Consider the following 25,361-nt stretch of genomic DNA (forward strand, 5'->3'; position numbering starts at 1 on the left):
AGGGCGGGGAGGATGTCAATAGTCTGTGTGTCAATAGGTTTTCATTAAATGTACTATCTGGCGCATTCAGTTTTAAATTAAAAGCCTGCTGAATTGTTGTGCTAAGGATATTGTATTCAGTTGCAGCTATCGTTGCCACTAAAAACAATGCGCTAAAAAACAATAATAATCTGCGAGTACTTTTCACAGTATTTGGTTTTGATTTTTTATCTTTGCTAGTTTGCATCCTATTCCTCATAGTAAGTAAACGAATTCATCTTCCGCCTCTTGCGCATAGCATGGAGCGTCCATCGCTTCCATTTGTGCAAAAAACTCGGCGGCATATTCAAAGAGGCAAATCCCGATTTCTTCCGGCGGCACGTATTTGCGCATGGCATGGATTTTTTCCAGCCCTTCCCATAACGTGGATATACCAGAAATACGCGAATCAAAGGGCAGCGGTTTACGCTCAATCAGGGCGGGGTAGATTTCCATCACTGTTTTAGTCGTCGGCGGTAGCACTTCGACAAACCGGTTGATTCTGACTGACAGGGTTTTCGATATTTTTTCATCGTCCGGGATGTAGAATGCACGGCTGCGCACAAGACGGTCTTCCAGTGACATCACCCCTTCGCCCTCTGCCATGCCACGCAGTTCGCGCATCGTAATGCGATCTTTATCTTTCACATGGTAGGTGTCAGAGACCTGACCGGCGCTGGAGAACATGCCACTTTTGTCTTGGATCTGGCTAACTTCTGCAACTGCGCCTTGCCCCATCACATCGCGGAATACCTCAAAGGTTTTGCCCGGATCTTCAATTGACAGACAGTATTTAAGCCGGGTATTACCCAGCACTGAGGCAGTTTCACTTTTGGCGCTGCGCTCAAGGCCGGGGATGTCCTGCGTACTGATTTCGCCACTGTATTTGAGCGAACGCATTTGTGCCATGAGCGTGTCCAGCCCCGGCGCAAAATATTGGCCGAGTTCGTCAGCCTGCACCAGAAACGGAAAGCGGGCTTTTTTGGCCTCTGCCAGTAACACGTCTTCGGCCATACCCTCGATATCGCTGCCTAGATCGCGCGAGACGTTCATACGCAGCATATTGATAAACAGGTTGCCGAGCGTTGTTGTCTCGCCGCGAGATAGCTCAGTGGAAGGGATCATGACGCACAGCAGGCGCTGGTTATGCAAAATATCCTGCATCACTATATCGCCGCTGTCTTCCGGGAAAACGTGACCGTAGGTTTCGGTAAAAAGTGCCAGCGTTTTCAGGAATTGCATGGAACGAAAACCGTGCTGCTTGAAAGCGTCAGCATCCCATTTTTCAGGCTGTTCACGCAACGCAAGCTGGAAGCCGGGCAGGTTAGCCAGATAGGATTCCAGCGACATATAGCCCTCTTTATGCCAGTTATTTTTTAACGCTTCGTTGTACAGGGCAACCAGATTTGGCAACGGCAGGTATTCTTTAAGGCTTTGCTGAGAGAGCAACAACTCACCGCGAGCACGTTTGTGGCACAGGGCGTTAATCAGCCCTTCAATCAGGCTCTTGGCAGACTCCTGCCACATAGCCCCTTCGGAGCCTGCCTGTGGCAGCATGGACTCGACAAGCTGGATGATGAAAGTCGGCGAGGCGGTGCCGAACAGGTTGACGGTGTTGGAGCGCGTTTTACGGTGTGTGTTGTCAATGATCTGTTGGTGTTTGTCTTCACTACCGGTCAGCAGGTTAACAAAGTAGACGTCTTCTTCCCGACCCCAGCGCCGTGCCAGACACCAGTAAATGAATGGCAGGCGCACGTCAGCCTTACCGTCCATGTAAATATCACCGCTGGAATGCAGCACCGCATGGACATACCACGACAGCAACACTTCGGTTTTCCCGGAGCCGGTGGTGCCGACTAGAGCGGCATGACGCAGCAAATCGGCCATCGTCAGCCATATTTCCTGTGCGTTTGGCTTACCGCGTTCATGCCCCATGAACATTACGCCGTCAGCGGGCGAGACGCGATAGGTTTTGTTTGTCCACCGGAGTCCCATAAGGCGCTTTTCTTCTGCGGTTTCGCGTGTCAGCGATTCATCAATCATCTCAGCATCGAATGGCAGACGCAGCGGAGGCGGATCGCGTCGCGCGGAGTATGCTGCCAGCCAGAACACCAGAACGGCGCTCAGCAGCAGAAGGAAAGCCGGATAAATCAGCGCCAGCAGAGCCGACAGCACGCAGTACGTGATCAGCCAGCGAGGCGTAACAAACCAGTCCGCAATCGGATCGTGATTTGAGGCAACAACGATTTCATCTTCAAATGCCAACGTAACCTCCAGAAGGGACTCCCAGCCAATGAGGCGGGAGTCTCAATGATTAGCGCCATATCTGTAGCTGTAGTGATTAAATCGTTACTGGCGAATGAAGGGTTGGGTGGATTTCTCGGTACGCTCGTGATTTACCTGTTTGATCCAGATGCCATTAGCGCATATGCGATTGCTCATCGCTGGCACGCCATCGACCCGGCCTCCATCAGAGTAATTCTGACTTGCGTATACGCACCCATCATTTTTTTTGCTGAGTGCCGCTGGCTGCTGTTTAGCCAGTTGAGCATTGATTTGTTTAAGTTCAACAATGATCGCATCCAGCTTGGCATTCTGTACTGGATCGACCTGTACCTGCGCGGCATAAACCAGAACAGGGGAAGCAAACAAGAAAGCACCCAAAAGTACATGTTTAATTTTCATATCTAAACCCTTGATTATTGGTTGAATGATGCCGCGAGTTGAACGGGGTTTTTAACTACATCCAGCGATAGTTCCTTGCCGTCTGCTGTCATGATGGACGGTGTACCGGTGAAGCCAAGCAGGCCAAACGCCTGATTGTTGGCGTTAACCCTGTCCGCCATTTCCTGCGATTGTGGCGCGTCCTTTGCCGCCGAAACCTCTCCCAGCATGACCTTTTTCCAGCGCTGTATGCGCGCGGTTTTATCAGCCGTCAGAACAAACTGATTAATTAATCCTGATTTCGCTATCTGGTCGTCGTCGCCGACCAACGATACCGGGAATACTTCAATATTGTAATCAGCCGCCAGACGCTCCAGCGTAGGCTCAAAAGCGCGGCAGTGAGGGCAAAGTGGATCGGAAAATACATACAGCGTATGTGGCTTCCCTTGCGACAGTGAAACGGTGAATTTGCCGCTTTTTGCCGCCTGCGCCAGTGCCTGTATGAGTTGAGGGGCGGGGGGCTGAGGTTGCGAAGCTGGCTGGGTAAATTCTTGCGTCGGTACGGTTGGGGGCTGATTCAGTGTCAGCGCAGGGGAACTTGCAGCGGTATGCAGATTCATCATTGCCCCATTGAGTGACACAATGAATGCCACAGCCGCAAGCGGCCAGAAAATAAGACGGAACAGGCAGGTGCCTTTGTCCGTCCAGATGTGACGGCGTAACGCGCTATTGATACGGCGCAGCGCCCGGACAGCATCATATTCATTTTCAAACGTGGACAGCGGTGTATGACCTGTCGCACTGTCGGCGGCAAGCCAGTACATCCCGTTCTCGTCGCGGGCAATGGTGAATGCCACACCCTGCAAAGGCAGCAACACCGTTTTGCTGGCGGTGGCGCTCCCGCCGCAACGCAGCAGAATGGTGGATTTGGAAATGGAAATTTTCAATGTTCCCCCTAAAAATCGGTCAGTGATGAAGGGGCAGCGGAAGCAGGTGAAACTACCTGTGTCGGCTGTACCTTTGTTTCTGTTACGGGTATGTCTGCTTCTGCCTCCGGGGCGTTTACCGGTTCGGGTTGTAATATCAGATGCCGCGCCAGTGCGTCATGCAGAAGCACCTGCCCTTTTGGGCGCTCAAAAACAGGGGGCTGTGTTTCGCCTATGGCAGCGAGTTCACGCTCAAGTCCGTTAGCGGCTGCCCGCACGGTAGCGGCCAGAGCCTGATATGCCGGGGTTTTGTGCGCCTCGGTTTTAAGCCATGTTTCGGTCTGGCTGAACGCAATGATGCCAGCCCCTTCGACGAACTTTTTACCTCGCCCGACGCTGGACAGAGCCATCCAGAGCGGCCTGTCCAGCCCTTTCAGCCAGCGAAATTGCGCAGGCGGTAGCGACAAATCAGCATCAAGCAGGGCGTACAGGCAGGTGCGGGTGCTGCGATAGCCTTTCACCCATTCCTGAAAAGCCGGGCGATCATTGTCTTCCTGAGCGCCGGTCAGCACCGCTTTCACTTCATTCATCACCGGTGCAAATACCGGAAAGCCGTCTTTCGACTCCAGACAGGACAGATTGAGTTTATCGAAAAGCTGTTGCGCAAACGGACGGTCATTGTGAACCCGAACCCGGTAGAAAGCAGCGGCCAGCGCAGCCTCATAAGGTTTGAAATGCAGGTTGCCGTTTTTGAAACTGTCAAAATTAATCTGCTGGCGAAATATTTTTTGGGCGCGGCGTTTGCGAAACAATCTGGAGCGGGTGATTAACTGGTGTTTTTCTGCAAATTCCTGTGGTGAGAGAGGGGCAGCGGATTCTTCGTCGGTGTAGTTGAGCAGTTGATCGGGAAAGGCATGATAGCGCGAGAGAATGTGCGCCACTCCGGGCGAGCGCTTCACAAGAACAGCCGCCAGTTGAGACAAGGTGAACTGGCGGTTAAAACGGTAGCGCTTAGACCGCAACACGACACGGACAGTCCATGCGGCAAGCAGCAGATAAATCAGTACGAAAGGATAGGCCGTGGCATTAAGCAGGGAGCAGAAATCCATAAATTTTGTTGTCTCAGCGTAATATCCGGAACGGGCAAGCATGGCGAGCGTGGCGTCACGGAACCCGGATGCTGGCAGGATCAGGTCGTAGAAGTGGAACATAAGATAACTGTAGCCATAGACAATATCGCCAGAACCACCGAACCAGAGCAGTATATGCAGAACAGCCAGTGCGAGGATAATCAGCCCGACCAGATATTCCGTTGGCATTCCTTTTTGCATATCAGAACCCCAAAGATTTTTGATAGACCCGCTGAATATAACCGTTTTTAAGGTGCGGAGTGGCGGAATGGTAGCGGCCTATACCTTCCCAGAAATCTCCACCTGCGCGGATGATGTTGAACTTAACAATGTAGGCAGCCGAGTACGCGGAGGTGCAGAAATCGTGTGTTAACTGATACTCAGTGATGCCAAAATCGCGGTACAGGCGATTCGCCCAGACCGTATTAATCTGGAAAGCGCCAAAATCATAGGTGCCGTTTTTGTTCCTGTTCTTCATGCCGGGCATCCCGCCCTCGGTCAGCCAGAGACTGACCAGCCCTCGCAAGGGGATTTGATAACGGGCTGCGGCCTGTTGCATACAGACCGGAATTTCGATAGCTGGCGGGGTATCTGCGGTCATGTGGTGCGTCCTTTTGTTACCCTATAAAATATTGCACCAAACAACAATTCGTGATATCAAAAATACCAACAATTGAACAAAATATCAACGGAGTTTTGATATGGATAAATACCATCAATTTGCGCGAATTGCAGTAAAAGCAGAGTGTGATGAATGCTATCTAACTGCGTTGCAATTCTGGCAAAAATCCATAAAAACAAAGGAAGGGTATTTACATCGGGAATGGGTGAACAAAAGGATTGAAATGTGTAAAAACAAAATCGCAAGAAAACAGAAAAATAGCTACCAGTTTTACGCTAAATGAATTTTCCCCGATTGTTGTGGATAACGCCGACTGTTTGCAGGGGATAACCTTCGGCAAGCAGCGCAGTGGCTACAAAATCCATGTGTGGTTAAAAAATAACCTTTCCGTCCCTCTCCGGCGAGATTACGCCCGTAGCTCGCTGACGCTCACACGCGCAGTACAGCGCCCCGCCAGCAAGCTGACGGCGTAAACTCGCTTCGCTCGCGCTAACTGCGGCATTCTGCGGCGCAAATCAGCACTGGTGTAGTCGTATCGTCCTTTTTGGCTTTTCAGGGCGGGGAATTGTCACGGCTAAAGCCGTAACGCTTTTTTTGTCCTCGCTTCGCTGCGGGGCTTCCGGCGCGTTGCGCCTCCCATGCCCTGACGGGCATAAAAAAGCGTGATCCCCCTCAGATAATAAACTGTTTTTCATCAAAAAAGAGTTGCCAATACCTCAATATGAGGTATAATATTTATATCGAAAGGGGAAATGCCCCGATCACCAACAGCCCATACAGGGCGGGAGCTAAAAATGAACATCCAGCAAGCACTTAACATCTTCGGCCTTTCCGGTGAACTGACCGAGCAGGACATCAAAAAAGCCTACAAGCAGGCGGCGCTTAAATTCCACCCAGATCGTAATCCTGTGGGCGCGGAAATGATGAAAGCAGTTAACGCTGCATTTGATTTTCTGATGCAGAACATCGACCGCATCAATGACAGCCAGAGCAGCGACGATAGCGCCCGCTACAACTTCGGGGAAGAACTGGAAAACGTCCTCAGTACCTTACAGGGCATGGCTGGCGTGATTTTTGAGGTGGCAGGTAACTGGATCTGGATCAGCGGCGACACGAAAGCGCACAAAGACGAGATCAAGGCGCTGGGCTGCAAGTGGGCGAGCAAAAAAAAGATGTGGTTCTATCGTCCCGAAGAATACAAAGCCAGCCGGAACCGCAAGGAGCACAGTATCGACGAAATCCGCGAAATGTACGGCACGACAGGCCAGCGGAGCGCGACCGGATTTAAACGAGTTGCGAACGCATAACGGGAACGGGGGCGCAAGCCCCCGATACACTTTGCCAGCCCTGCTTTTCGGGCATCGAACCCGAAAACAGGGTAAAAACCGCCACTCTGCATTGGCTGGCTTCGCCAGCGCAGCAACGGAAGGAAAACAAAATGCAAAATTTTTTCGACAAATGGCAACCCGTTTTTGAAGTCGTCGTCCGACTGCTGGGGAACGGCTGGCGCGTGAACCTGCTGGATGACTGCCCGTATCGCATTAAACTCACCACGCCGGAACTGAAGCGCTACGCCATCACGATCAGGGAAGAAAAAGGCCGGCTGGCCGTTTACGGTTTTGCTGAATCCCGGCAGTGGCGCGGGAATGGGGCACGATGTACCGTGTCACCGTCGCGGGGAGCAACGGGCATTGCCGACGATATACGCCGTAAAATCCTGATACAGGCGCGGGAGGATGTGGAAAAAGCACAGGAGGCAGAACGGCAGCAGCGAGACGCGCAGGAGCAGGAGAAAATCATCAAAGGCATGTTATCTCAGCTTGTAAAACTGGATAACTGGCACAATGCGCTGACGGGTTTTAAAGTGGGAAATGGCCTCAGCGGAAAAATTACTGACCATTACAACGGGTACGGTTTGTTTGTTCAGGGGTTAAATGTGGAACAACTCATTAAATTAACAGGAGCGATAACAAATTTATGAGGAAAAATAAGGGTAATTATACCTATTTTATGGAGTCAAGAAATGAAGGCGTATATCACATGATTAAATATATTAAAGTCAGGTCAAAATCTAAAACTGAGGGAAAGGTAAAGGCAACGAAAGCTAAAATTGCAGAAATCTATTTTCGTGAAAGCGAAGTGGATTCTATTGATTATTTAAAGGGTGGGTTAGCTTTAAATGATAAGGATGTGATTATTGATATGATTGGCGATTTAAAAAGCAATGCTACTAATTAAGTGCGGAGATAGACAAGATGATAATTTCACCGGAAGAAGTAAAACGGCTTCGTTTAAAAGCAGGGCTAACGCAAAAAGAAATGGCTAAATTGGCAGGGATTGGTTTGTCAAGCTGGCAAAAAAAAGAAACGGCGGAAACTTTAAAATCTTACAGCCCCATATCTGGTGCTGAATATAATTTATTATTGCTGTTTGCTGACGAACATCCTGATTATATTTTGTGCAAGCGCGAGACGTTGCGCCCGTAGCTCGCTGACGCTCACACGCGCAGTACAGCGCCCCGCCAGCAAGCTGACGGCGTAAACTCGCTTCGCTCGCGCTAACTGCGGCATTCTGCGGCGCAAATCAGCACTGGTGTAGTCGTATCGTCCTTTTTTGGCTTTTCAGGGCGGGGAATTGTCACGGCTAACGCCGTAACGCTTTTTTTGTCCTCGCTTCGCTGCGGGGCTTCCGGCGCGTTGCGCCTCCCATGCCCTGACGGGCATAAAAAAGCGTGATCCCCCTCAGATAATAAACTGTTTTTCATCAAAAAAGAGTTGCCAATACCTCAATATGAGGTATAATATTTATATCGAAAGGGGAAATGCCCCAATAACCAATAGCCCATACAGGGCGGGAGATAAAAATGAAATCTATCCTAAACCTCACCTATCCAGCCACATTTAAGTTCTCATTTACCAAAGCGGAAATCAAAAACGGCAAAGCGTTTATGAATACCTACGGGATTCAGCAGACTTTTACCGTTAAAAGCCATACTGAGTTAGAAAACTTGATCCAGACTATCGCAACAAAGTGCAGCGTAAATCCTTCTAATGTTGATTTTGAAATCGTCGGCTAACACAAACGGCGGGGGGAACCCCGCCAATAAGGGGAATACATGAAAACGTTAAAACAAGCCGCAATGCAGTTTGCATCTGATCTGCGTAATAATCGCTGTTTTAAAGCTGCTTATAATGATGCTCTGTTAGAGCTGGACAGGGAAGCAATCACCGGCATTGTACATTGTACATTTTTGCTTGATTCAAAACGGACGTTAAACGAGCTTGATAATTTAATTAAAAAAATAGAAGCCGAAGAAAAATATAAATTTATTGTGTCTCTCGATAAAGGTAATGGACAGAAAGAAATACGGACGTTTAAAAGTGAACGTGAAGCACTGGATGCATATCGCATTCTGACACTTTACGGGTTCAAGGTATCTTTAGAAAAAAAGGAGGATGAAAAACTGATTTTTTAAGGTGTGATCAGGTTGCTAGAACAACCTGATCACGTATCGACAAACAAAACTACACGAGGTTTTAAAATGTCAACGCATCAAATCGTACAGCTTGCCGATTCCCTTGTCAAAGGCTGGGAAACCCGAATCCCTGCGATGAAAGGCAGCGAGTGGGAGCAATTCAGGTGGTGGTTAAACTACCTGCAAGGGTACCAAATGTTTTAACAAGAGAAGGGGCTTAATGCCCCTTATTTATTGACAATAAAGCATCCTGCAACTAATATTAGTTACATGAGAGTAAGGGGAAGGGTATGGGGAAAAATGATAAATTGCTGGAAAAATTCATAAACAGCAAGAAAACATTTGAATGGACGGAACTGGTTATACTGCTTTCATTTCTTGGTTATGAAAAAAAAGAAATGCAGGGATCACGGGTAAGGTTTGTACACCAGAAATACAAAACGATAATGCTGCATCGCCCACATCCTGAAAATCATATCAAAGGCGGAGCGCTTAAAGATGTCAAGAGGATGCTAAAAGAGGAAAGGTTATTATGAAACATTTAAAATATAAAGGCTATTTGGGCACGGTAGAACCAGATTTTGATAATAATATCCTGTATGGAAAACTGGCGTTTATTGGCGATCTGATTACTTATGAGGCTGAAACATTAGCAGCACTGGAACAGGAGTTTAAAGTATCGGTAGATTTGTATCTACAGGCTTGTGCTGAGGACGGGAAGAAACCAGACACCCCATTTAAAGGCGTGTTTAACGTGAGGGTAGATCCCGATCTGCATCGTCGCGTTGCAGAACTGGCGTTAGAGGAAGATTTATCGCTGAATGCGTTTGTTAACAAAGCGCTGGAAAAAGAAGTCAGCAATCATCATCTGGCCTAACAATCAATCACTGGCTGCATAAAGTAATGAAGAAATCTGATTTTATTGAATTCATTTATACGGAAATCGCTAAAGGCAGCACAAGATTTTGTGTTGCCGCAAGCGGTTATGGCGAGGCTGTTTTGTACTGGACGACAGAAAAAGGGCAACGTGTATGGTGTGTTTTATCTGGTAACAGGGGAAAGCACCCTGCTTCACCATCAGAGTCCACAAAAAAGAAAATCACTACGTTTCGCCAGTGGCTTGAAGAAGTTGGCGAAAACGAACAGAGCTTAAAATTAGCTAATGAATGTTATGAGGAATATCTGGAAGATTCTACAACAGTGAGTCATGATGAATTCATGAAGAAGAACCAAGGAGATAATAATGACAAATAAATTTAATAATCAACAAGAAATAGTTGAGTATTTAAATTCACAAGCAGAGTCTGGAGATCACCGTGTACTTATAGCCGCCATCAGGACTGTGGTAAGGGATAAAGGTATTGACCCTGTAGCAAGAGAAGCTTGCATGACTATTGAGGAGGTAGGTAGTACGTTATCCGGCAAGACAGAACCCTCATTTTCCGCTATTTTGAAAATAACCAAAGCATTAAGACTAAAACTTCACTTCACAATTGCATAACCGCCTCATTTTTATGCCCTGAAAAGGGCATGGAGTCGCAACGCGACGGAAGCCCCGCCAACGAAGCGAGGACGAAAGCGTTACGGCTTTAGCCGTGACAGTTCCTACCCCTGCCAGACCGTTTTTTTCTCATGCTACGCATTGCTGACGCTGAACGTTCTCGCAGTCAGATTAAACAGTGTTGACCCGGTTTCATCTTGGCAGGGTAAGGCTTTCCAGTCGCATGACTCCAGCAAAGCATTCAGGGCGTTTTTTTCGCCCGTGATTTTTGCCATCAAGGGCAGAGTCTGCCAGCCATTTTCATCAAATGCCACGTCCAGTGATGAACGGGAAATACAAATAGCGTTGATGCCGTCCGTCATAGTAACGGCATGACGGCCAGCCCATTCTTTTTCAATCAGTACACGGTATACCCAGTGATGCTCTTTTGCAGTCTCCAGCGCATAAGTAAGTCTGAACAAGTCACTTTGTTCTGATAATATTCCTGAACATGAGCGCCAAAGATAATCCACCTTATGTCGCAGCTTTGCCCGTGCGCCCAGCGTTCTTCCCTGTTTCAGAAGCCACTCAATATCCGGCGCAACTTCACGCGGGAAGCGGTGCTGTTTTAGCGCAGTCGAAAGCCATCGTGTCAGGAAAAAATTTTCCTGCGATTCGGATGATGCCTGACCATCGAGTTTTGCCAGATGCAGGGCTATCAATGCGCACCATGCCAGATGCCCCGTTTTTTGCGTAATGGTTTCGGTATCGGTCATAGTCAGTAAGTCGAAGTCCAGTCCTGCCCCTGCTCCCATCGGCTTTGCCAGTGTGCAAGGTAGATTTTTGCCACATCGGGATTATCGCGGATCACAATCACGTTTTCCGAATTGGAACGGTCGGCGGCGCGGCTGTAGTTAAAGCTGCCCGTTTCCGTGGTCTTTCCGTCCACGATGATCACTTTGTCGTGATGAATTTTGTATGCTGCAATAGTGCGGGTCGGAATGCCTGCGTTAACCAGCAGATTCAATGCGGCCTTACTTGCCTTGCTTTTGTTGCCGTTCTGGTCAACCACAACGCGCACATCTACACCGCGTCTGTGTGCGTCAAGCAGGGATTTCACCACGTCTGGCGAAGTGAACGAGTAAGCCATCAGCCGAATGCTTTCTCTGGCATTGCCCGTGGTACTGAGCACCAGTTTCAGGGCGCTTCCTTCCGGTGAGAACCCTATCTGTATGTTGCCACCTGCAATGCCGACAAGTGGAAAGCAAAGAGCAATACTAACCAACAAACCTGAAATCTTTTTCATCTATTTTCTGGTTTTATATGCCCGTAAGGGCATGGAGGCGCAACGCGCCGGAAGCCCCGCAGCGCAGCGAGGACTAAAATAAGCGGAACGGCGAAAGCCGTGACAATCCCCCGCGCTGCCAGACTTGTTTTTATTCTCGGTCATCACAGCTATCCCGAAGTCCGATGGTCGAAGACAAAACACGCTCACCGCTATTTTGTTTCTGTTTCATCGGGTACTGAGGAATGCTCAGGACTGGTATTCCCTTTCTCTTTAGAAACGGAACCCGACTTGTTACTCACTGTTCGCTTTCGTTCGGTAATAGATTTTATGTCCGCTAAAGTCACGTCTGTAAATCCGCTGGACGTGATAACTTCATGGATCTCATTTACGGAATAGCCCTTGTCTTTACTGAGTGAAAGAATGACTTTGCTTACTTTTGCCAACACATCATTTTTAAGTAACCGCGTGGGTGTCAGGTCAGGTAGTTCCTGCATGATGTTCGTAAGGTTTTCAACGTCTGATTCGGTATAAAACTTTGGTTTACGCTTAGCCATATCAGTCTCCTTTACGTGAAAATTTTCAGTTTGCCAAAGATTAGCAAATGTTGAAGTAAAACGCACCTGTGCTAGACTAAATCAAGGTCAAAGGCAGGACAGGATGTGCATTGTCATTACCGCTACGGCGATAATGACAATGCAATGAAGTCAGGGCTGCGCCCCGACACCCCGGTGAAGGAGAGATATTGTGAGTAAGAGCAGCAGTCGTAAGCTCAACAGCAACATTCAGATTCGAACAGATGCTTCAACAAAAGAAGCTCTACAAGAGAAAGCCAAAAATGCGGGTTTGTCTTTGAGTCAGTATCTGATCAGGGCAGGGCTTGGCCGTCGCATGGTCAATAAAAGCGATACCCAGATGCTGGCAATGCTCAACAAGTTAGGGGCAATGCAAAAGCATTTGTTTGTTGAAGGTAAACGCACTGGTGACAAGGAATATTCAGAAGTGTTATCTGCAATCAGAGCCGCAGCGTTACGCCTTGCCCGTGATGATGGTAATGGTGAGGAACCCTTAGCGTGATCCCCAAAATTATTCCCCGGCCTAAAAAGGGAACCGGGTTTAGTGGTCTGGTTTCTTACATCGCCCAGAAGTCGCCTGTTCAATGGGATAAGCCTATTGAACAGGCGACTGCATCCGAAGGATTTGAAGCGCTGACCGGGTATCTTAAACGGCATGAAGAGTCGATCAGTCCGGCCTATCTTGACGAATTCGACCATACGCGCGTGGACATTAACGGTATCAGTATTCTGCACAACTGCATGTCCGTCGAGACAGCAGCGCGTGAGATGGAAGCGACAAGTAACGTAAATGTGGCCTGTAAAGATCCGGTGTTCCATTACGTTCTGTCATGGCAGGAAAATGAGACGCCAAGCGACGCTCAGGTTTTCGACAGTGTGCGGTTCACATTACAGTCAATGGGATTGCAGGAGCACCAGTTTGTTTCCGCTATTCACCGTGACACTGACAACCTTCATGTGCATGTAGCCGTGAATCGGGTACACCCCATCACGTTCCGTGCTAACCATCTTTCTTACTCTATCGATACGCTGCATAAAGCGAGCCGCCTGCTCGAACTAAAACACGGATTTAATCATGATACTGGCCTTTATACGGTTAACGAGAAAGGCTATGTTCTGCGACAAAAGGGGCATCATAAGAACGGTCTTTCTTCACAGGCTGCACATAAGGTTTGTCTGATGGAGAATAAATCAGGGCGTCCTTCTCTCTATCATTATCTGCTTAAAATTCATCATGAAAACCGTACCGTCGCCGATGAACTTAAAACAGAAATGCAATTTAAGACATCTAGCTGGCGCGACGTTCATGCCCTGTTTGCGCGGGCAGGGTTTTCGGTATCACAGAGTCCACATGCAGGCGGACTGCTTATTACGCACGGAGCCGGTGACGATCAAGTCTCCGTTTGTTGGCGTAAAATCTTTCCAGAATATCGTTTTAGCTATGATGCACTCATTGCCCGTATAGGTTCGTTCCAGCCCGGTCATATTGAACCGTATTCTGTACCGGAAATTGGCATGGGCTACAGCGACTCACTGAGTATGAGAGAGATAAACAACCGCGTTAGCCAATGTAATGAACGCGCTATCGCCCGGATGGATTTAAAAGGACGATACAAAGCCTACACGATGGCGTTGCCAGTATACCGACCGGATCGTTCTTTGCTCACGCAGCAATACCGGCAGGTCAACGCACACCTGCAAATGGTTAAAGCCTCTATCCGGGAAAGCGAACGCGACCCACAGATACGGCGTATTTTGTTTAACGCAGCAGAGTTCGATAAGCGCAAGGCTATTGCTTATATCAAAGCGAGAGAGCGTGAGTCACAGCAATCCTTTAAGGCGGCTCAACCGCGTCTGAATTACAAAGACTGGGTTGCGCAGCAGGCGCTTTCTGGCGATAAAGCGGCACTGTCTCAGCTCAGATCATGGGCGTACCGTGAGACGCGAAAGAAGAAGTATCAGAACGCGATTATTGAACGTATCGGTCACGATAATCTCAGTGATTTCATTACTTCCAACCGTGATGATGTTCCCGTCACCAAGACCAAAAGTTTTACGACTTCACTGCTGCGTGATGGCACGGTCATTTACAGGGACAAGGCCACTGATGATATCGCTATGGTAGATCGTGGCCGCTCTGTGTGTGTCGGTATTAACAGTCAGGATAATGATCACCACCAGAAAGCCGCAGCGACGCTCGTATTGACGGGAAAACCGAGTGAAGTAGGCGTGTACGGTAAGGACGAGTTTACACAAAAAGGTATCAGAACACTCAGCGATTACATCCGCACTTACCCTGTTTATAGCGAGATCAGGATTAAAAACAGCGATGATGCAAATCGTCATGCAATCCAGCAAGAACAGAAAATGCGGGAAGCGCAAAAACTGCGTGATGCTCAAAAGTTGCGCGATGAACAGGAACGTGTAAGAATGCAAAATAAGAAAAGCAACAATGATTTCACTCCTTAAAATAAGGTGGGTGTATGAAAAGGAAAATGCATTTTTCCGGTGTGTTGTTGATAGCAGGCACATTAGCGGGGTGTTCGAACACTTCTAAACAGCAGGAAGTTGACGCAACGCAACTGGTCAATGAACAGATACGACAGCAGGCAATCAAAATCAAACTGGCGCAGGATGAACTCTATCAGGCTGGTGCCATTAACCGAACCACGTTTAACGTGCCTACAGTGATTTACACAGACAGTCAAAACCTGCGAATTGACTGGCAGGGTGATGCAAAAGAATTGTTGCGCCAGCTTGCAAAACAACGACACCTCACCTTTGAATCTCGCGGGCTTGCATTGCCTCTACCGCTCAATATCAATGTCGGAAATGCTCCCTACTACAGCGTAATTGGGCTTATTCAACAACAAATTGATTACCGTGGCACGATTGAGGAACGCAATGGAAAGCTGATCCTGAATTATGCTTCCCCGAAAAAAGATAAACGGCTGTTACGGGGGTACTGATGAAACCATTTTCGCTTATCACGCTCCTGATCTTCTCGCTTCCCTGCGTGTCTGCACTGAGTGCAGAGCCGCCCAAAACGGACGGCGACAACGCGCCACCTAAACCGATGGACTATTACCTGAAACCCGACAGCAGGGCAGGTGATGAACTCACCAATAACATGCTGTCTGAAATAGCTGAAACGTTGGGGTTCAGGGGCGGTAAAGCGGAACGCGCAGCCGAACTGATGGCCGCGCTGGATAAACAGAAAACCAACCTTGATTATATGTACCGTTTCGAACCACTGGTTGCCAAAGGCAGCTATGTTCCTCCGGTCGTGGTCGAAGCCAAAGACGTGGCGCATATCACCGACAATCAGATTCGTACCGGCAACCGCGTTTACGAGATCCTCTCACCAGCCCGATTTGTCAGTAATCCCCCAACGTGGAAGACCTATCTTAAAACCGGTCTGTACGCCAACCCCATCGACATGCCGGAAGCAGAAACACTGCCCAAGAACAGCAAAGAAAAGGCTATCTGGGAGCGCAGCATCAAGATTGGCTGGGCTAAGGGGCGAGAAAAGGCCGATCAGATACTGGAAGCCAATTTCAATCGTCTGACCCGCGACTACAACGGCATGTTGCGTTACTCGACCCTGTTGCAGAGCGGCATGATCAAGCAGCCGATAATCTCGCGTAAGGCGCTGACCGTGACTGGAGACAGCCGCACTATGACACTGGGCGATGAAGTGAAGCGGATCGAACAGCCAGCGCGGCTCGATATTAAGAAAGAAAACTGGAAGCCAACAATACGGTGATAGTGATGGAACAGAGGGACGATTTCATTTTCGATTTTGGCGGCTACCCGGATGCGCAGTCGATGAAACGCTTTTTTGTCCACTGCGCCCAGAATGAAGTCTCCGACATTACCCTACAGGGTAACGCCCGTATCTGGGTAGAACGGCACGGGCGGCAGTTGGCTGCAACGAAATTTCGGGTCGAGCAATCCCGGCTGGAAGAAGTCGTTAACGCGATATTCGGGGCAACGGTGCGTTCGTCGCTGAATCAGGGGAAAATAGTCAATCAGGCGTGGGAACTGGTGGGTGATGAAAACGCCACGCTGGGTTTACGCAAAGGCAGCAAGGCACGTTTTCGCATCAACTTCACGCAGGCGACGGTTGCCGGTCGCGCAGGCCAGTTTTCAGTGACGCTGCGTGTGCTGAACAACAAAATAATTCCGCTTGAAACGATGGGGTTTGAAAGCGAATTATTTGAAGCGTTGTTTCCCGGTTCAGGCATTGTGTTTATCGGCGGGGAAACCGGTTCCGGTAAAAGTATGATGATGGCCGCTATTTTCCAGTATCTGGGACGGCACTACCCCAACCGCAAAATTATTACCTTCGAATGGCCGGTCGAATACCTTCTCGGTGTAGATGATGAATTATGGATAGCGCCGGAGCCTGCGCAGTCTGAGGTCGGCACAGATGTCGCCTCCTTCGATATCGGTATTTCGGAATCCGCCCTGCGCCGCTCGCCAAAAGTGATTGGCGTCGGCGAAACGCTGAATATTAAGGTCGCGCAAGGGGCGTCAGCCGCTGCGCTGTCCGGTCACGCGGTATATACCACCATGCACAACGACACCTGCGGGCAGGTGTTCCCCCGGTTCATCGAAATGTTTTCGGCAGAAAGTCGGGAAAGTGCCGCGCATACCCTGCTCCAGACCATCCGCGTTTCCATCGTGCAGCGTCTGCTGCGCAGCACGGACGGTCGGCGGATCGCGGTGCGGGAATTCATGATTTTTGATGAAGACTTAAAGAATGAATTGTCAGAATTTCCGTACCAGCAGTGGGGGGCGATCGTGGACAACCGGCTTAAAGCACAGGGTGCCACACTGGTTCAAAAAGCCTACCGGTTGTATCAGGAAGGTAAAGTGTCCAGAGACGACGTTATCGAAGTGATCACCATTTCGAACTTCAACAAGCTGGAGAAAGGCCGCTATGGAAACTAACCGCTGGCGAAATGCCGGTAAGCCGATCCGTATCGGAAAAATTCATGTCGGCTGGTACGCGCTGATCCTGATCTGGTTTGTACATATGACATGGGTGACGTTCGTCGGGATTGTCTGTGCGCTGGCGTTGCTGGGCTATCTTGGCTGGAAGAACAAGCCTCCGAGCCTGTTGATCAGGTCGTGGCGGGCAAAACTGAAAGGCGACCATCTTACCGGCAGGCCGTGGTGGTACAGACGAAACTAGCATTGCGAGGTGAACCATGAGTACCGATGTATTCGCGCAGCAAATTGATTCGCTGGTGAACTCACCAGAAACGAACCACGGCACGCACCTGATGATGAAAGATGTGCTGATTGAGTACGTGGCACAACTGGACGCGGATTTATACTGGTCGCGTGAACGTACAGACGACACGCTGCACCCGGAGCGAAAGGCTGAGCTTGACCGCCAGATAGCCAACCTCACCACGCTTCGGGATTATCTGTACGATACGGTGGCAGAGTTTATTGATGCCGGGCGTGTGAAAAATATCTGTGATGCCATACGCGCGGAGATCTTACCGGCCAGCGCAGGACATTGACGAGGAACCGCAGAATGGACGAATTCAGTTATTCCGATAGTGTCGTGGATAATATCGCCCGGCATTTCGTTGAGCAGAAAGGGGCTGGCCTTACTGGCAGTGATGCGCCGGTGGGGACTGTGCTGGGCGGGTTGCCGGGAGCAGGGAAATCCACGTTGCTTAATACGTTCCGTGAGGAACAACACGGCAATGTGCTTGTTGTCAACGCAGACGAATTTCGCCGTTTCCACCCGCAGTTTAACGAGATTGTCGATAAATACGGTGAAAACTACCCGGAGCATACCGCCGCATTTTCTGGTGCAGTGGCTGAAAGGGTCATTGCGCTGGGGACAGAGAAGCGGCTGAATCTGGCGGTTGAGGGGACATTCAGAACCGCACAGACGCCGATCAGCACCCTGCAATTGCTCAAAGATAACGGGTACACCACGCAGGTGTATATCAAGGCAGAAAGCGCAGAGGTGGCGTGGATCAACACGCTGGCGCGGGCTGAGGCGGAGCGTGCGATGAACGGTACTGGCCGTACCGTCAGCCGGGCGCACTTTGACACGGTAGTGGCGCAGATGCCGGGAAACGTTGACACAGTGTACCAAAGCGGACTGGCCGACAGTATGAAGGTCTTCACCGCCAGCGAAACGATTTTCGATTCCACCGAGCCGGAAAATGCCCCTGAAAAGCTGTCTTCTCTGATTGCGGCCATCCAGAATGCACCTGTACCGGAAGGAACGGCACCCGTGCAGCCGCGCCCCGATGCAGAAAATAATGCCGGTGCGCCGCCGCAGGCAGAAATGAATGGCTTTTCTTTCGCCGCTTCCGAAGACCGCGACGCAGCACCAGAAGAACGTCTCGATCTGGCCGCACTCATGACGCAACTCACCCATGAGCGGCACGGGAATGCGGTGCGGTATCTGCTGGCCGGGGTACCTGCCTTTGAAGATCACCGCAGCGGTATCTACATGGCAAGCGAAGACGCCGCCATGTCAAAAGAAATGGTGCTGGTCGCGCTGCAAACCGCCGCCGTCAACTACGGTGGCAGCTTCACAGTGACCGGTTCCGAGGACTTCAAACAGCGTGTATACGGCCTGATAGCCGAGTATGACCTCAAAGTGTCTCTGAATGATCCGGTGCAGCGGGAAGCCCTGAGCGCAGTACAGCAAGCGCATCTGGCGCAGGAGCGGGCTACATCGCACGCGCGGACAACAGAGGCACAACCACAGCCAGCCAACGCCCCTGATACCTCACCGCAGGCCGGGCAGTCAGTCGCCCCGGATGCAACGGTTGCGCGTAATGGCGTGGAACCCGCAGCAGAGGCGAGCAGCGCAGAAGAACGTAAACCGGTACTGCGCGGTGAACTGCTTGATTTTGGCCGGGCGAAATATGAACATAAAGATGATGAAAAAATGTCCTATTTCATCAGGTTGCGCAATGAGCACGGCGAAAAGGAGCATTGGGGGGTGGATTTCCAGCGGGCGCTCAAGGACGCCGGGGTGAAACGGGGCGATATCATTACCGCCTCGTTTGTGGGTAACAAAGATGTTGAGGTGAATGCCCCGGTTCGGGATGAAAACGGCAAGATTGTGCGGTATGAGAAAATCATCACGCAGCGCAACGAATGGAAGGTGGCGGCGGAATATCCCAAGCCCACCACGGAGAATCCGACCGCCGCCCGCCCTGATACCTTTGCCGCCTATGATACGTTGACATACAGGCAGTTGCGCGATGAAGTGCAGGCGATGGTGCTCGAACGGCAACCGACTGCGCGGTTTTCCAGCCATGATCCGGCTGGTGAAACCCTGTGGTTTTTCGCCAACGGCAAGCCCGTCCCGGAATCGGTCCAAAAACCCGCTATAGCCGAACTCAGCAGCCAGAATCGTTTATCGGGCGCGGTGGTATTTGTGCAGGACAGCCAGAACCCCAACGCAGCCTGTGATGCGCTGTTTGTCGCATCGCGTGATGGCTATATGCAGGGTGTGATCCGCAATCCGCAGACGGACACCTACGACCATGTGATAGCGCGGCAGGTGACTCAGGAAAAAGACGGCCAGACGAAAAGCTATTTCACGCTCTCCTGCGTACAGGAGCAAGGTTTGAAAATGCTGGGGTACGGTCACGTTTCCCCGGACGGCGAAACGCTGGTCTACAAACTCCAGCGCAGTGAGCAGTTGCAGCCACTGACTATTGCCAATAAAGACATTAAGGCGATGCCGGGTTTTGCGGAATTGTTTAAAAATGCGCCGAAACCACCTAAGCCTCTCCCCAATCAACCAGAGCAGGTAAAACGCCATGAACAAAATGCCACGGCACAACCGATGCCGAGTCCTAAAATGTAGTCTGGTTGCAGGCGTTTTACTGTTGCCTGCATTTAGCGTTATGGCGGATCAGAATTGTGCAGCAGGGACTGCTGCACAGCAGGCCGCGACGGCTGCGCTTAATGCTGAGATTGAGCAAATCAACAAGGAGGCAGAGGACAGTTTTGTCTCAAGCGATGCAATCGGAAAATGCCTCGGCCAACTTTCTACCGGCATTACGCTCCCGGTATTTAATGCAGGTGATTTGTTCAACAAGTTCATAGAAAAAGCGAAACAGGAAGTGTGTCAGGCTGCACGTCAAAAAATCACGGAAAAAATCAGCAGTAAAATTCCCACTCAGATTGATCCGTGGGGCGAACTTTCCCGTAAGTATCTGCCTCAAAACGTGCAGCAGTATCTGCCCGATTCGTCGGGTAAGAACGTTCAGATCAATGCTGGGGCAGACGGCGTGAACTCGAACGCGGGCAGCACTAACGAAAATTCTGCATTTCCGTTCCATTTGTAGGTGAATTCCGACCTGTTGCTGCGGCTAACGATATGTATTGTGAAGAGAGGTAGGTGATGGATTTTTACGACGAAGGTGATGACCTGAATGACGAGGTTGATCCTGAAGAGTTTCTGGAACTGGTTGCCGGGCAGCACGCGCTTTCAGCAGTGATGACCGCCGTGCTGGCGGCGCTCAATGACGAACAGCCAGCCGTATATGCGCGAGTGGTGAAGCATATACGCGGGCTTGCGGAGTCGTACCGTACCCAGCTCGGCGAGGTGGATGAAGAAGAAATCGTGGAGTATGCGCACAGGGTGGCCGACAGCATAGAAGGATATATTCTGGATAGCGGCGAAAACCACTGACGATTAACTGGTTTCCGCGCCAGTCTATAACGGCCTGTTATTCCTCAGTCGGTTTTATCATTCTGCCACATGGATGTTGATGGTTGCAGCCTCATTTGTCAGCGCTTCCCACGGACGCGCATACTGCACAATCAGTTTCCCGGTTCCTGCTTTCAACGCTTTAAAACGCAGCGTTGTGGTGCCGCCGCAGCCCACCATGCCTGCTTTGCAGTCCGGTGACTGCGCGTAGTCCATGCCCGTCAAGGCCACCTGTTCCGGCAACTGGCGCACAATCCAGTTATAGCCCGTGGTAGGGTTTGATGGCAGTTTCACCTCAAACTGCGCATTCACTTTAGCCGTGGCTTGCGCAGGCAGTTTGGTTTTTTCTGCTGCAAAAGAAGGGATGATAACCGCCATCAACAGCAGAGATAATCCCGTTTTTATCACATTCATTATTATACCTTTTGCTATTAGACATTGTTCTGATTGCGTAGCGATTTTATTCTTCGTCTTTTACGCGATATTTTTCCAGTTCTTCATCGGTCATATCCATAAAAAATACGGGTCTTCTTCCTGTGCCTGTCCATGAGTATGTGACCTGCTTGCCGTTGGGGTTAACGGTGTCATGACGATATTTTACCGGCAGCCGCGATTTACGGCGGCGCTCGGTCGTATCCTTGCGGGCAAGCGCAAGCCCACTTTTTCGGGTGAGTTCAGTAAACAACGCTTCCAGATCGGTTTTGGACAGTGCACTATTGCTCAGGATAGATTTAGCTTCATTCATTATCGCTGATTTTGCGTTTTGTTCTGCTGTCTTCTCTTTGATTAAATCATCGACAACCTCGTTAAACTTGCGTAAAATGTAATCCAGATCTGCAATGCTTTGTTCGCTAATTAGTCCTTTTAGTTTTGCCTTATGTCGCAGGATTGAAAGGAATTCTGATTTGGTTATATCCGCCATTGATTACTCCAGAAACGGGAATGATTTATGAACAAAAAAGAGAAAGGCAACGAAAAAGATAACCCTTTGACCAGTGCCTTGCTGGAAGCCAATAGCCGTAATATCCGGGATGTGCTTTCACGATACGGACTGAAAGCCAATCTTGTTCTGGGCGCGGCATTGTGCGTCTCTCTTGTCCTGAATACAACGATGTTTTCCTATATAATTAACACACCCAACAAATACTTTGCCACCAAAAACGGTTTTGTGTTGCCGGTGGTTCCCTCCAATGTGCCGGGCTACAGTGATACTGACGTGATGGAGTTTGCTTCAACCGTCATGAATAAGGCGTTACAACTTGATTTTGTGCATTATGAGCAAACGATGTCGTCGCAGAAACAGTATTTCACTACCACCGGATATGACAGTTTTTACAAAGCGCTGGAAAGCAGCGGGCAAAAAGACAATATCATTAACAACAAACTCAACATAAGAACGTCAATTTCGCCGGGTTCTCTGGTCACGGAAGGGCTGTTAAACGACCAAAAAACCTATGCGTGGCAGTTCAGATACCCGGTCATTATGCAGCGCGTGGGTCACTTTGATACCTACAAGGAAGAACGCTACGACCTGTTTGTGCAGGTTATCCGCGTCAGCACCGACAGTAATCCAAACGGCATAGCCATTGCAGCGGTGGTGCTCAAACCGGCGGAGGCGTAAAAATGCGCAACAAAAACAATGCACTGATACTGGCGCTGCTGGGCGGGTTGGGGTTGTCGGCAGCCAATGCCGAACAGCCTGATGCGCTGAAAGGGGTGAAAAGCGCAGTCAGTATGCAGCAAACCACACCCCAGCAGACGCCGCCACCGCAAAGCGTGGCGTCAACGGATACACCCGCAGGCCAGCCTGCGCCGACGACCGCATTACCCCCTGCACCGCCCCCACCCCCGACCGTCAGCATGACACCCGAAGAAATGGAGCCATTACCGGCACCACTGGCAGAAATGGCCGAACCCATTACCCCCGGACAGGTAAAGACGCTTAAGAAAAAAGTGGATGGACTGAGCCGGGCGACCCGCAGCCCGCTGGTGACGCCGGTGCCGCGCATCAGCAGCCAGACGGTCAGCCTGTCAGCCGGTGCCGCTATTCCGCAGGTGCGCGTCTTTCCCAACGTGACGACGACCATCACTTTCTCAGATATTACCGGTGCGCCGTGGGCGCTGGCCGCAGAGCCTGCCAATTCCAACGATGCACAAATGAACGTCCGCTATGTGGATGGTGCGCCGGTGGTCTATATCCAGCCGATCACGGATTACGTCGCCGGGAATGTGACGGTGTTTCTTAAAGGACTGCCGACGCCGATTATCATCAACGTGACCTCACAAAGCCCGGCGGACACCCGCAGTACGGTGCAGGTTGATTACCGCCTTGACCTGCGCATTCCGAAACGCAGCCCTGATACGCCGGTGCGTCGTGCCGTCGCCAGCGACAAAATCGGGCTGTACGACAAGGATTTACAGGCGTTTCTGGACGGTGTGCCGCCAGAAGAAGCGACGGTGGTTAAGCTACGCAATGCGCCATCATCCATGCGGGCGTGGATGATGGGCGACGAACTGGTGTTAAGAACCGATCTGGAACTGCGCGACGAATTTACCCGGACGCTTTCAGCTATAGACGGCACTCACGTCTACGTGTTGCCCGTCACGCCAGAACTGACGCTTTCAGAAATGGGTAAATCCCGCAGCGTATACGTCAATGTCAACTGACAAGGGGCAGCAGCATCATGGCAAGTGAAAAAACAGCCGACATTAAAAAGCTGGGGTTGATAGGCGGCGGTGTGCTGGCCGCCGTGCTGATCGCGGTGTATTTCATGACCTCCCGCAGCGAATCTCTGTCCACCGACCCCACTGCGGTGACGGCGCGGAACGTATCGGGCGAGAAGCCCACTGACGTCCTCGACCCTGAATATCGCAAACTGACTGAACTTTATAACCAGCAGCAGAGCGACCGGGCGCTGAATAACGGCACCAGTTTTGTTGGTATGGGTATGAATAACCAGAAAATACCCCAGCAGGGTAATACAGAACATCCTTTTGGCTGGCAGGGAAAGGAACAAACCCCGCCAGCAGGCAATGGCACTCAGACACCTCCCGCTGAATCCGAACAGGAAAAACGGCGAAATGACCGGCTGGCTAAGCTGCTGGAAAAAATTGAGGAAGCGAGAACACCCGCAAAAGAAATAAAAACCGGCACCGCGTTGTTTGCTTCCTCTGAGAAGGACGGGAATAAACAGAATCAGTGGGTTGCCAGTATTTTTAAAACCGGTGAAGCCAGCGGTCAGAACGGTGACGCTAAAGCACCGGCCACCCCGGCGGTGACACTAATCAAGGCGCTGTCCGCATTCCCCGGCGTGGTTGATTCAGCCACCAACTCGGACAGCCGTAAAATGAAACTGCTGGCGCATATCGCATCCGGTAAATATCAGGGCGCAAGGCTGTTTTCCACCGACATGTCGCTGGAAGGGGACGGCGTTGAGGTGAAATTTACCACGATGGAGTGGAACGGGGAGTTCTACAACGTCGAAGCCTATGCCGTGAACGCGGAAACACGGGAGTTTGCAGTTGCCAGCGAGGTCAATAACCGCTGGTTTTCGCGCATTCTGTTACCGGCTATCGCCAGTGGGATAGGTCAGACAGGGCAACTGTACCGGGATTCTAACTCACAGATGATCCTGACCCCCGGCGGTAATGAATATCGCACCACTGGCGATCCCAGCGGTAAAGCGATCACCGGCACGATAGCGGGCGGTATCGCAGAGCAGGCTGGTAAGGTGATGGCGGAAGACGCCAGCAAATTGCCGGTTAAACAGGTCACAGTGAACAAAGGAAAAGTGATCGGTATTCAGTTCATCAAAGCCGTCACTGATGCGGATAAAGTCACCCGTTAAGCGAGGACAAAACATGGCGAGCAACATTTTAGCAGGCGGTGAAGACGAAGGTATTAACGACACTGTGGTTGTCGGGGAGAACAGTGAAGCCGGTGCGGCCTCCCCGCAGGCAGCAGAGCGTCAAAAGGCCACGCAGGAGAGCAAACCCCAGCCGTCAGCCGGGGCAGCTAAACATGGTGCAGGGGGCATGAGCGGGCTACTGGCCGATAAAGGCCGCCTGATCACTTACGGCGCAATAGGTATTGTGGTGGTTTTGCTGGGTTTCTATCTTATGACGGACGATGCGCCACCTCAGCCAAAAAACACAGGCGGGTTCGCCTCCGGCGCACGCAGTGCTCCGCCTCCGGCCTCGTCGCCTGCCATTTCTTCCGAGGCGGTGAATCAGCTTTCCAGCGTGTTGCTCCAGCAGCGCAGCCAGATTGAAACGCTCACGCAGCAGGTTCAGCAGCTTGGGAACAGGGTTGCGCAGCAGCAAGGGCAGATCAGCCAGCTAGAGCAGCGGCTGGCGTTGTCTGCCGTGACAGCAACCTCACCTGCTGCGCCCGCTCAGCGCGGTTATCTGAACAGTACGCTGATTTCGAATATGAAAATTAACGATATTCAGCCGGATCTGGTCTGGGTGCGT

The 25,361-nt window shown here is 50.6% G+C and carries 36 protein-coding genes; 25 read left to right on the top strand and 11 right to left on the bottom strand.

Annotated elements, in window-relative coordinates; translation table 11 throughout:
- The 6 genes from BBW68_RS19050 to BBW68_RS02520 form a co-directional block, all read right to left on the bottom strand.
- Positions 1 to 226: hypothetical protein (locus BBW68_RS19050; RefSeq protein ID WP_157725478.1), on the bottom strand; the 226-nt coding region annotated here is incomplete at its 3' end.
- An 8-nt stretch (positions 227 to 234) separates the two neighbouring features.
- Positions 235 to 2,283, bottom strand: a complete 2,049-nt coding sequence (locus BBW68_RS02500) for a TraM recognition domain-containing protein (protein ID WP_070133869.1) — start codon at positions 2,281 to 2,283, stop codon at positions 235 to 237.
- A gap of 84 nt (positions 2,284 to 2,367) precedes the next feature.
- Entirely contained in the window at positions 2,368 to 2,703 is a 336-nt protein-coding gene (locus BBW68_RS18235) for a hypothetical protein (protein ID WP_071435292.1), read from the bottom strand.
- 14 nt (positions 2,704 to 2,717) lie between these two features.
- A complete protein-coding gene (gene traF, locus BBW68_RS02510; protein WP_070133871.1) occupies positions 2,718 to 3,629 on the bottom strand; it encodes a conjugal transfer protein TraF in 912 nt (303 codons plus the stop codon).
- 8 nt (positions 3,630 to 3,637) lie between these two features.
- Positions 3,638 to 4,939 (bottom strand): secretion/conjugation apparatus DotM-related subunit, encoded by a 1,302-nt coding sequence (locus BBW68_RS02515; protein ID WP_162475395.1) that lies wholly within the window; start codon positions 4,937 to 4,939, stop codon positions 3,638 to 3,640.
- Position 4,940: 1 nt separating this feature from the next.
- Positions 4,941 to 5,339, bottom strand: a complete 399-nt coding sequence (locus BBW68_RS02520) for a lytic transglycosylase domain-containing protein (RefSeq protein ID WP_070133873.1) — start codon at positions 5,337 to 5,339, stop codon at positions 4,941 to 4,943.
- A gap of 100 nt (positions 5,340 to 5,439) precedes the next feature.
- On the opposite strand from BBW68_RS02520, the gene BBW68_RS02525 reads away from it, so the two are divergent.
- From BBW68_RS02525 to BBW68_RS02580, 11 genes are all read left to right on the top strand, one after another.
- Positions 5,440 to 5,643: a hypothetical protein gene (locus tag BBW68_RS02525; RefSeq protein ID WP_070133874.1), complete on the top strand. Its 204-nt coding sequence runs from the start codon at positions 5,440 to 5,442 to the stop codon at positions 5,641 to 5,643.
- A 511-nt stretch (positions 5,644 to 6,154) separates the two neighbouring features.
- Positions 6,155 to 6,667, top strand: coding sequence for a J domain-containing protein (locus BBW68_RS02530; RefSeq protein ID WP_070133875.1), 513 nt, complete (start codon positions 6,155 to 6,157; stop codon positions 6,665 to 6,667).
- 131 nt (positions 6,668 to 6,798) lie between these two features.
- Positions 6,799 to 7,341 (top strand): hypothetical protein, encoded by a 543-nt coding sequence (locus BBW68_RS02535; RefSeq protein WP_070133876.1) that lies wholly within the window; start codon positions 6,799 to 6,801, stop codon positions 7,339 to 7,341.
- A 59-nt stretch (positions 7,342 to 7,400) separates the two neighbouring features.
- The gene (locus tag BBW68_RS02540; RefSeq protein ID WP_148127508.1) at positions 7,401 to 7,598 is read left to right on the top strand and encodes a hypothetical protein; all 198 of its coding nucleotides are present in this window, start codon (positions 7,401 to 7,403) and stop codon (positions 7,596 to 7,598) included.
- 17 nt (positions 7,599 to 7,615) lie between these two features.
- Positions 7,616 to 7,846: a helix-turn-helix domain-containing protein gene (locus BBW68_RS02545; RefSeq protein WP_070133878.1), complete on the top strand. Its 231-nt coding sequence runs from the start codon at positions 7,616 to 7,618 to the stop codon at positions 7,844 to 7,846.
- 377 nt (positions 7,847 to 8,223) lie between these two features.
- On the top strand, positions 8,224 to 8,436 hold the full coding sequence (locus tag BBW68_RS02550) for a hypothetical protein (protein ID WP_070133879.1): 213 nt from the start codon (positions 8,224 to 8,226) through the stop codon (positions 8,434 to 8,436).
- Positions 8,437 to 8,475: 39 nt separating this feature from the next.
- Entirely contained in the window at positions 8,476 to 8,835 is a 360-nt protein-coding gene (locus BBW68_RS02555) for a hypothetical protein (protein ID WP_070133880.1), read from the top strand.
- A 290-nt stretch (positions 8,836 to 9,125) separates the two neighbouring features.
- On the top strand, positions 9,126 to 9,371 hold the full coding sequence (locus BBW68_RS02565) for a type II toxin-antitoxin system HicA family toxin (RefSeq protein ID WP_070133882.1): 246 nt from the start codon (positions 9,126 to 9,128) through the stop codon (positions 9,369 to 9,371).
- Complete coding sequence (locus BBW68_RS02570) at positions 9,368 to 9,712, top strand: type II toxin-antitoxin system HicB family antitoxin (protein ID WP_070133883.1); 345 nt, start codon at positions 9,368 to 9,370, stop codon at positions 9,710 to 9,712. Before BBW68_RS02565 ends, BBW68_RS02570 begins: the two co-directional genes overlap by 4 nt.
- A gap of 26 nt (positions 9,713 to 9,738) precedes the next feature.
- The gene (locus BBW68_RS02575; protein ID WP_070133884.1) at positions 9,739 to 10,089 is read left to right on the top strand and encodes a hypothetical protein; all 351 of its coding nucleotides are present in this window, start codon (positions 9,739 to 9,741) and stop codon (positions 10,087 to 10,089) included.
- Entirely contained in the window at positions 10,079 to 10,336 is a 258-nt protein-coding gene (locus BBW68_RS02580) for an addiction module antidote protein (protein WP_070133885.1), read from the top strand. Before BBW68_RS02575 ends, BBW68_RS02580 begins: the two co-directional genes overlap by 11 nt.
- Before the next feature lie 134 nt (positions 10,337 to 10,470).
- On the opposite strand, the gene BBW68_RS02585 is transcribed toward BBW68_RS02580, so the two are convergent.
- From BBW68_RS02585 to BBW68_RS02595, 3 genes are all read right to left on the bottom strand, one after another.
- Entirely contained in the window at positions 10,471 to 11,130 is a 660-nt protein-coding gene (locus BBW68_RS02585) for a DUF2913 family protein (RefSeq protein WP_232527070.1), read from the bottom strand.
- Positions 11,094 to 11,621 (bottom strand): phospholipase D family nuclease, encoded by a 528-nt coding sequence (locus tag BBW68_RS02590; RefSeq protein WP_070133887.1) that lies wholly within the window; start codon positions 11,619 to 11,621, stop codon positions 11,094 to 11,096. The genes BBW68_RS02585 and BBW68_RS02590 overlap by 37 nt, the downstream gene beginning before the upstream one ends.
- A 191-nt stretch (positions 11,622 to 11,812) precedes the next feature.
- Complete coding sequence (locus tag BBW68_RS02595; RefSeq protein WP_070133888.1) at positions 11,813 to 12,157, bottom strand: hypothetical protein; 345 nt, start codon at positions 12,155 to 12,157, stop codon at positions 11,813 to 11,815.
- A 190-nt stretch (positions 12,158 to 12,347) separates the two neighbouring features.
- On the opposite strand from BBW68_RS02595, the gene mobA reads away from it, so the two are divergent.
- The 10 genes from mobA to BBW68_RS02645 are packed head-to-tail and all read left to right on the top strand — an operon-like array spanning position 12,348 to position 20,870.
- Complete coding sequence (gene mobA, locus BBW68_RS02600; protein WP_070133889.1) at positions 12,348 to 12,677, top strand: plasmid mobilization protein MobA; 330 nt, start codon at positions 12,348 to 12,350, stop codon at positions 12,675 to 12,677.
- Complete coding sequence (gene traI / locus BBW68_RS02605) at positions 12,674 to 14,644, top strand: TraI/MobA(P) family conjugative relaxase (RefSeq protein ID WP_070133890.1); 1,971 nt, start codon at positions 12,674 to 12,676, stop codon at positions 14,642 to 14,644. The genes mobA and traI overlap by 4 nt, the downstream gene beginning before the upstream one ends.
- Positions 14,645 to 14,658: 14 nt before the next feature.
- Positions 14,659 to 15,144 (top strand): DotD/TraH family lipoprotein, encoded by a 486-nt coding sequence (locus tag BBW68_RS02610; RefSeq protein WP_070133891.1) that lies wholly within the window; start codon positions 14,659 to 14,661, stop codon positions 15,142 to 15,144.
- On the top strand, positions 15,144 to 15,941 hold the full coding sequence (locus BBW68_RS02615) for a type IV secretory system conjugative DNA transfer family protein (protein WP_070133892.1): 798 nt from the start codon (positions 15,144 to 15,146) through the stop codon (positions 15,939 to 15,941). Before BBW68_RS02610 ends, BBW68_RS02615 begins: the two co-directional genes overlap by 1 nt.
- Positions 15,942 to 15,946: 5 nt before the next feature.
- Positions 15,947 to 17,131 carry a plasmid transfer ATPase TraJ gene (gene traJ, locus BBW68_RS02620; RefSeq protein ID WP_070133893.1) on the top strand — a complete coding sequence of 395 codons (1,185 nt, stop codon included), beginning with the start codon at positions 15,947 to 15,949 and terminating at the stop codon, positions 17,129 to 17,131.
- Positions 17,121 to 17,375 (top strand): IcmT/TraK family protein, encoded by a 255-nt coding sequence (icmT, locus tag BBW68_RS02625; protein WP_070133894.1) that lies wholly within the window; start codon positions 17,121 to 17,123, stop codon positions 17,373 to 17,375. The genes traJ and icmT overlap by 11 nt, the downstream gene beginning before the upstream one ends.
- A 16-nt stretch (positions 17,376 to 17,391) precedes the next feature.
- On the top strand, positions 17,392 to 17,712 hold the full coding sequence (locus BBW68_RS02630) for a hypothetical protein (protein WP_070133895.1): 321 nt from the start codon (positions 17,392 to 17,394) through the stop codon (positions 17,710 to 17,712).
- 14 nt (positions 17,713 to 17,726) lie between these two features.
- On the top strand, positions 17,727 to 20,039 hold the full coding sequence (locus BBW68_RS02635; protein WP_070133896.1) for a zeta toxin family protein: 2,313 nt from the start codon (positions 17,727 to 17,729) through the stop codon (positions 20,037 to 20,039).
- Positions 19,993 to 20,523, top strand: a complete 531-nt coding sequence (locus BBW68_RS02640; RefSeq protein ID WP_148127509.1) for a hypothetical protein — start codon at positions 19,993 to 19,995, stop codon at positions 20,521 to 20,523. The genes BBW68_RS02635 and BBW68_RS02640 overlap by 47 nt, the downstream gene beginning before the upstream one ends.
- Positions 20,524 to 20,576: 53 nt before the next feature.
- A complete protein-coding gene (locus tag BBW68_RS02645) occupies positions 20,577 to 20,870 on the top strand; it encodes a hypothetical protein (protein WP_148127510.1) in 294 nt (97 codons plus the stop codon).
- A gap of 57 nt (positions 20,871 to 20,927) precedes the next feature.
- Here the strand turns inward: BBW68_RS02645 and BBW68_RS02650 are convergent, their stop codons facing one another.
- Together BBW68_RS02650 and BBW68_RS02655 are read right to left on the bottom strand one after the other, a co-directional pair.
- The gene (locus BBW68_RS02650; protein ID WP_102135746.1) at positions 20,928 to 21,302 is read right to left on the bottom strand and encodes a protease inhibitor I42 family protein; all 375 of its coding nucleotides are present in this window, start codon (positions 21,300 to 21,302) and stop codon (positions 20,928 to 20,930) included.
- 46 nt (positions 21,303 to 21,348) lie between these two features.
- Entirely contained in the window at positions 21,349 to 21,810 is a 462-nt protein-coding gene (locus tag BBW68_RS02655; protein WP_070133899.1) for an H-NS family histone-like protein, read from the bottom strand.
- Positions 21,811 to 21,837: 27 nt separating this feature from the next.
- Between BBW68_RS02655 and BBW68_RS02660 the strand changes: the two genes are divergently transcribed.
- From BBW68_RS02660 to BBW68_RS02675, 4 genes are all read left to right on the top strand, one after another.
- Positions 21,838 to 22,509, top strand: a complete 672-nt coding sequence (locus tag BBW68_RS02660; RefSeq protein WP_070133900.1) for a DotI/IcmL/TraM family protein — start codon at positions 21,838 to 21,840, stop codon at positions 22,507 to 22,509.
- Positions 22,510 to 22,511: 2 nt separating this feature from the next.
- A complete protein-coding gene (locus tag BBW68_RS02665; protein ID WP_070133901.1) occupies positions 22,512 to 23,555 on the top strand; it encodes a DotH/IcmK family type IV secretion protein in 1,044 nt (347 codons plus the stop codon).
- Positions 23,556 to 23,572: 17 nt separating this feature from the next.
- Positions 23,573 to 24,736, top strand: a complete 1,164-nt coding sequence (traO, locus tag BBW68_RS02670) for a conjugal transfer protein TraO (RefSeq protein ID WP_070133902.1) — start codon at positions 23,573 to 23,575, stop codon at positions 24,734 to 24,736.
- A gap of 13 nt (positions 24,737 to 24,749) precedes the next feature.
- Positions 24,750 to 25,361: hypothetical protein (locus tag BBW68_RS02675; protein WP_222563057.1), on the top strand; the 612-nt coding region annotated here is incomplete at its 3' end.

The sequence above is a fragment of the Candidatus Erwinia dacicola genome (assembly GCF_001756855.1).
In the GTDB taxonomy this organism is placed as follows: domain Bacteria; phylum Pseudomonadota; class Gammaproteobacteria; order Enterobacterales; family Enterobacteriaceae; genus Erwinia; species Erwinia dacicola.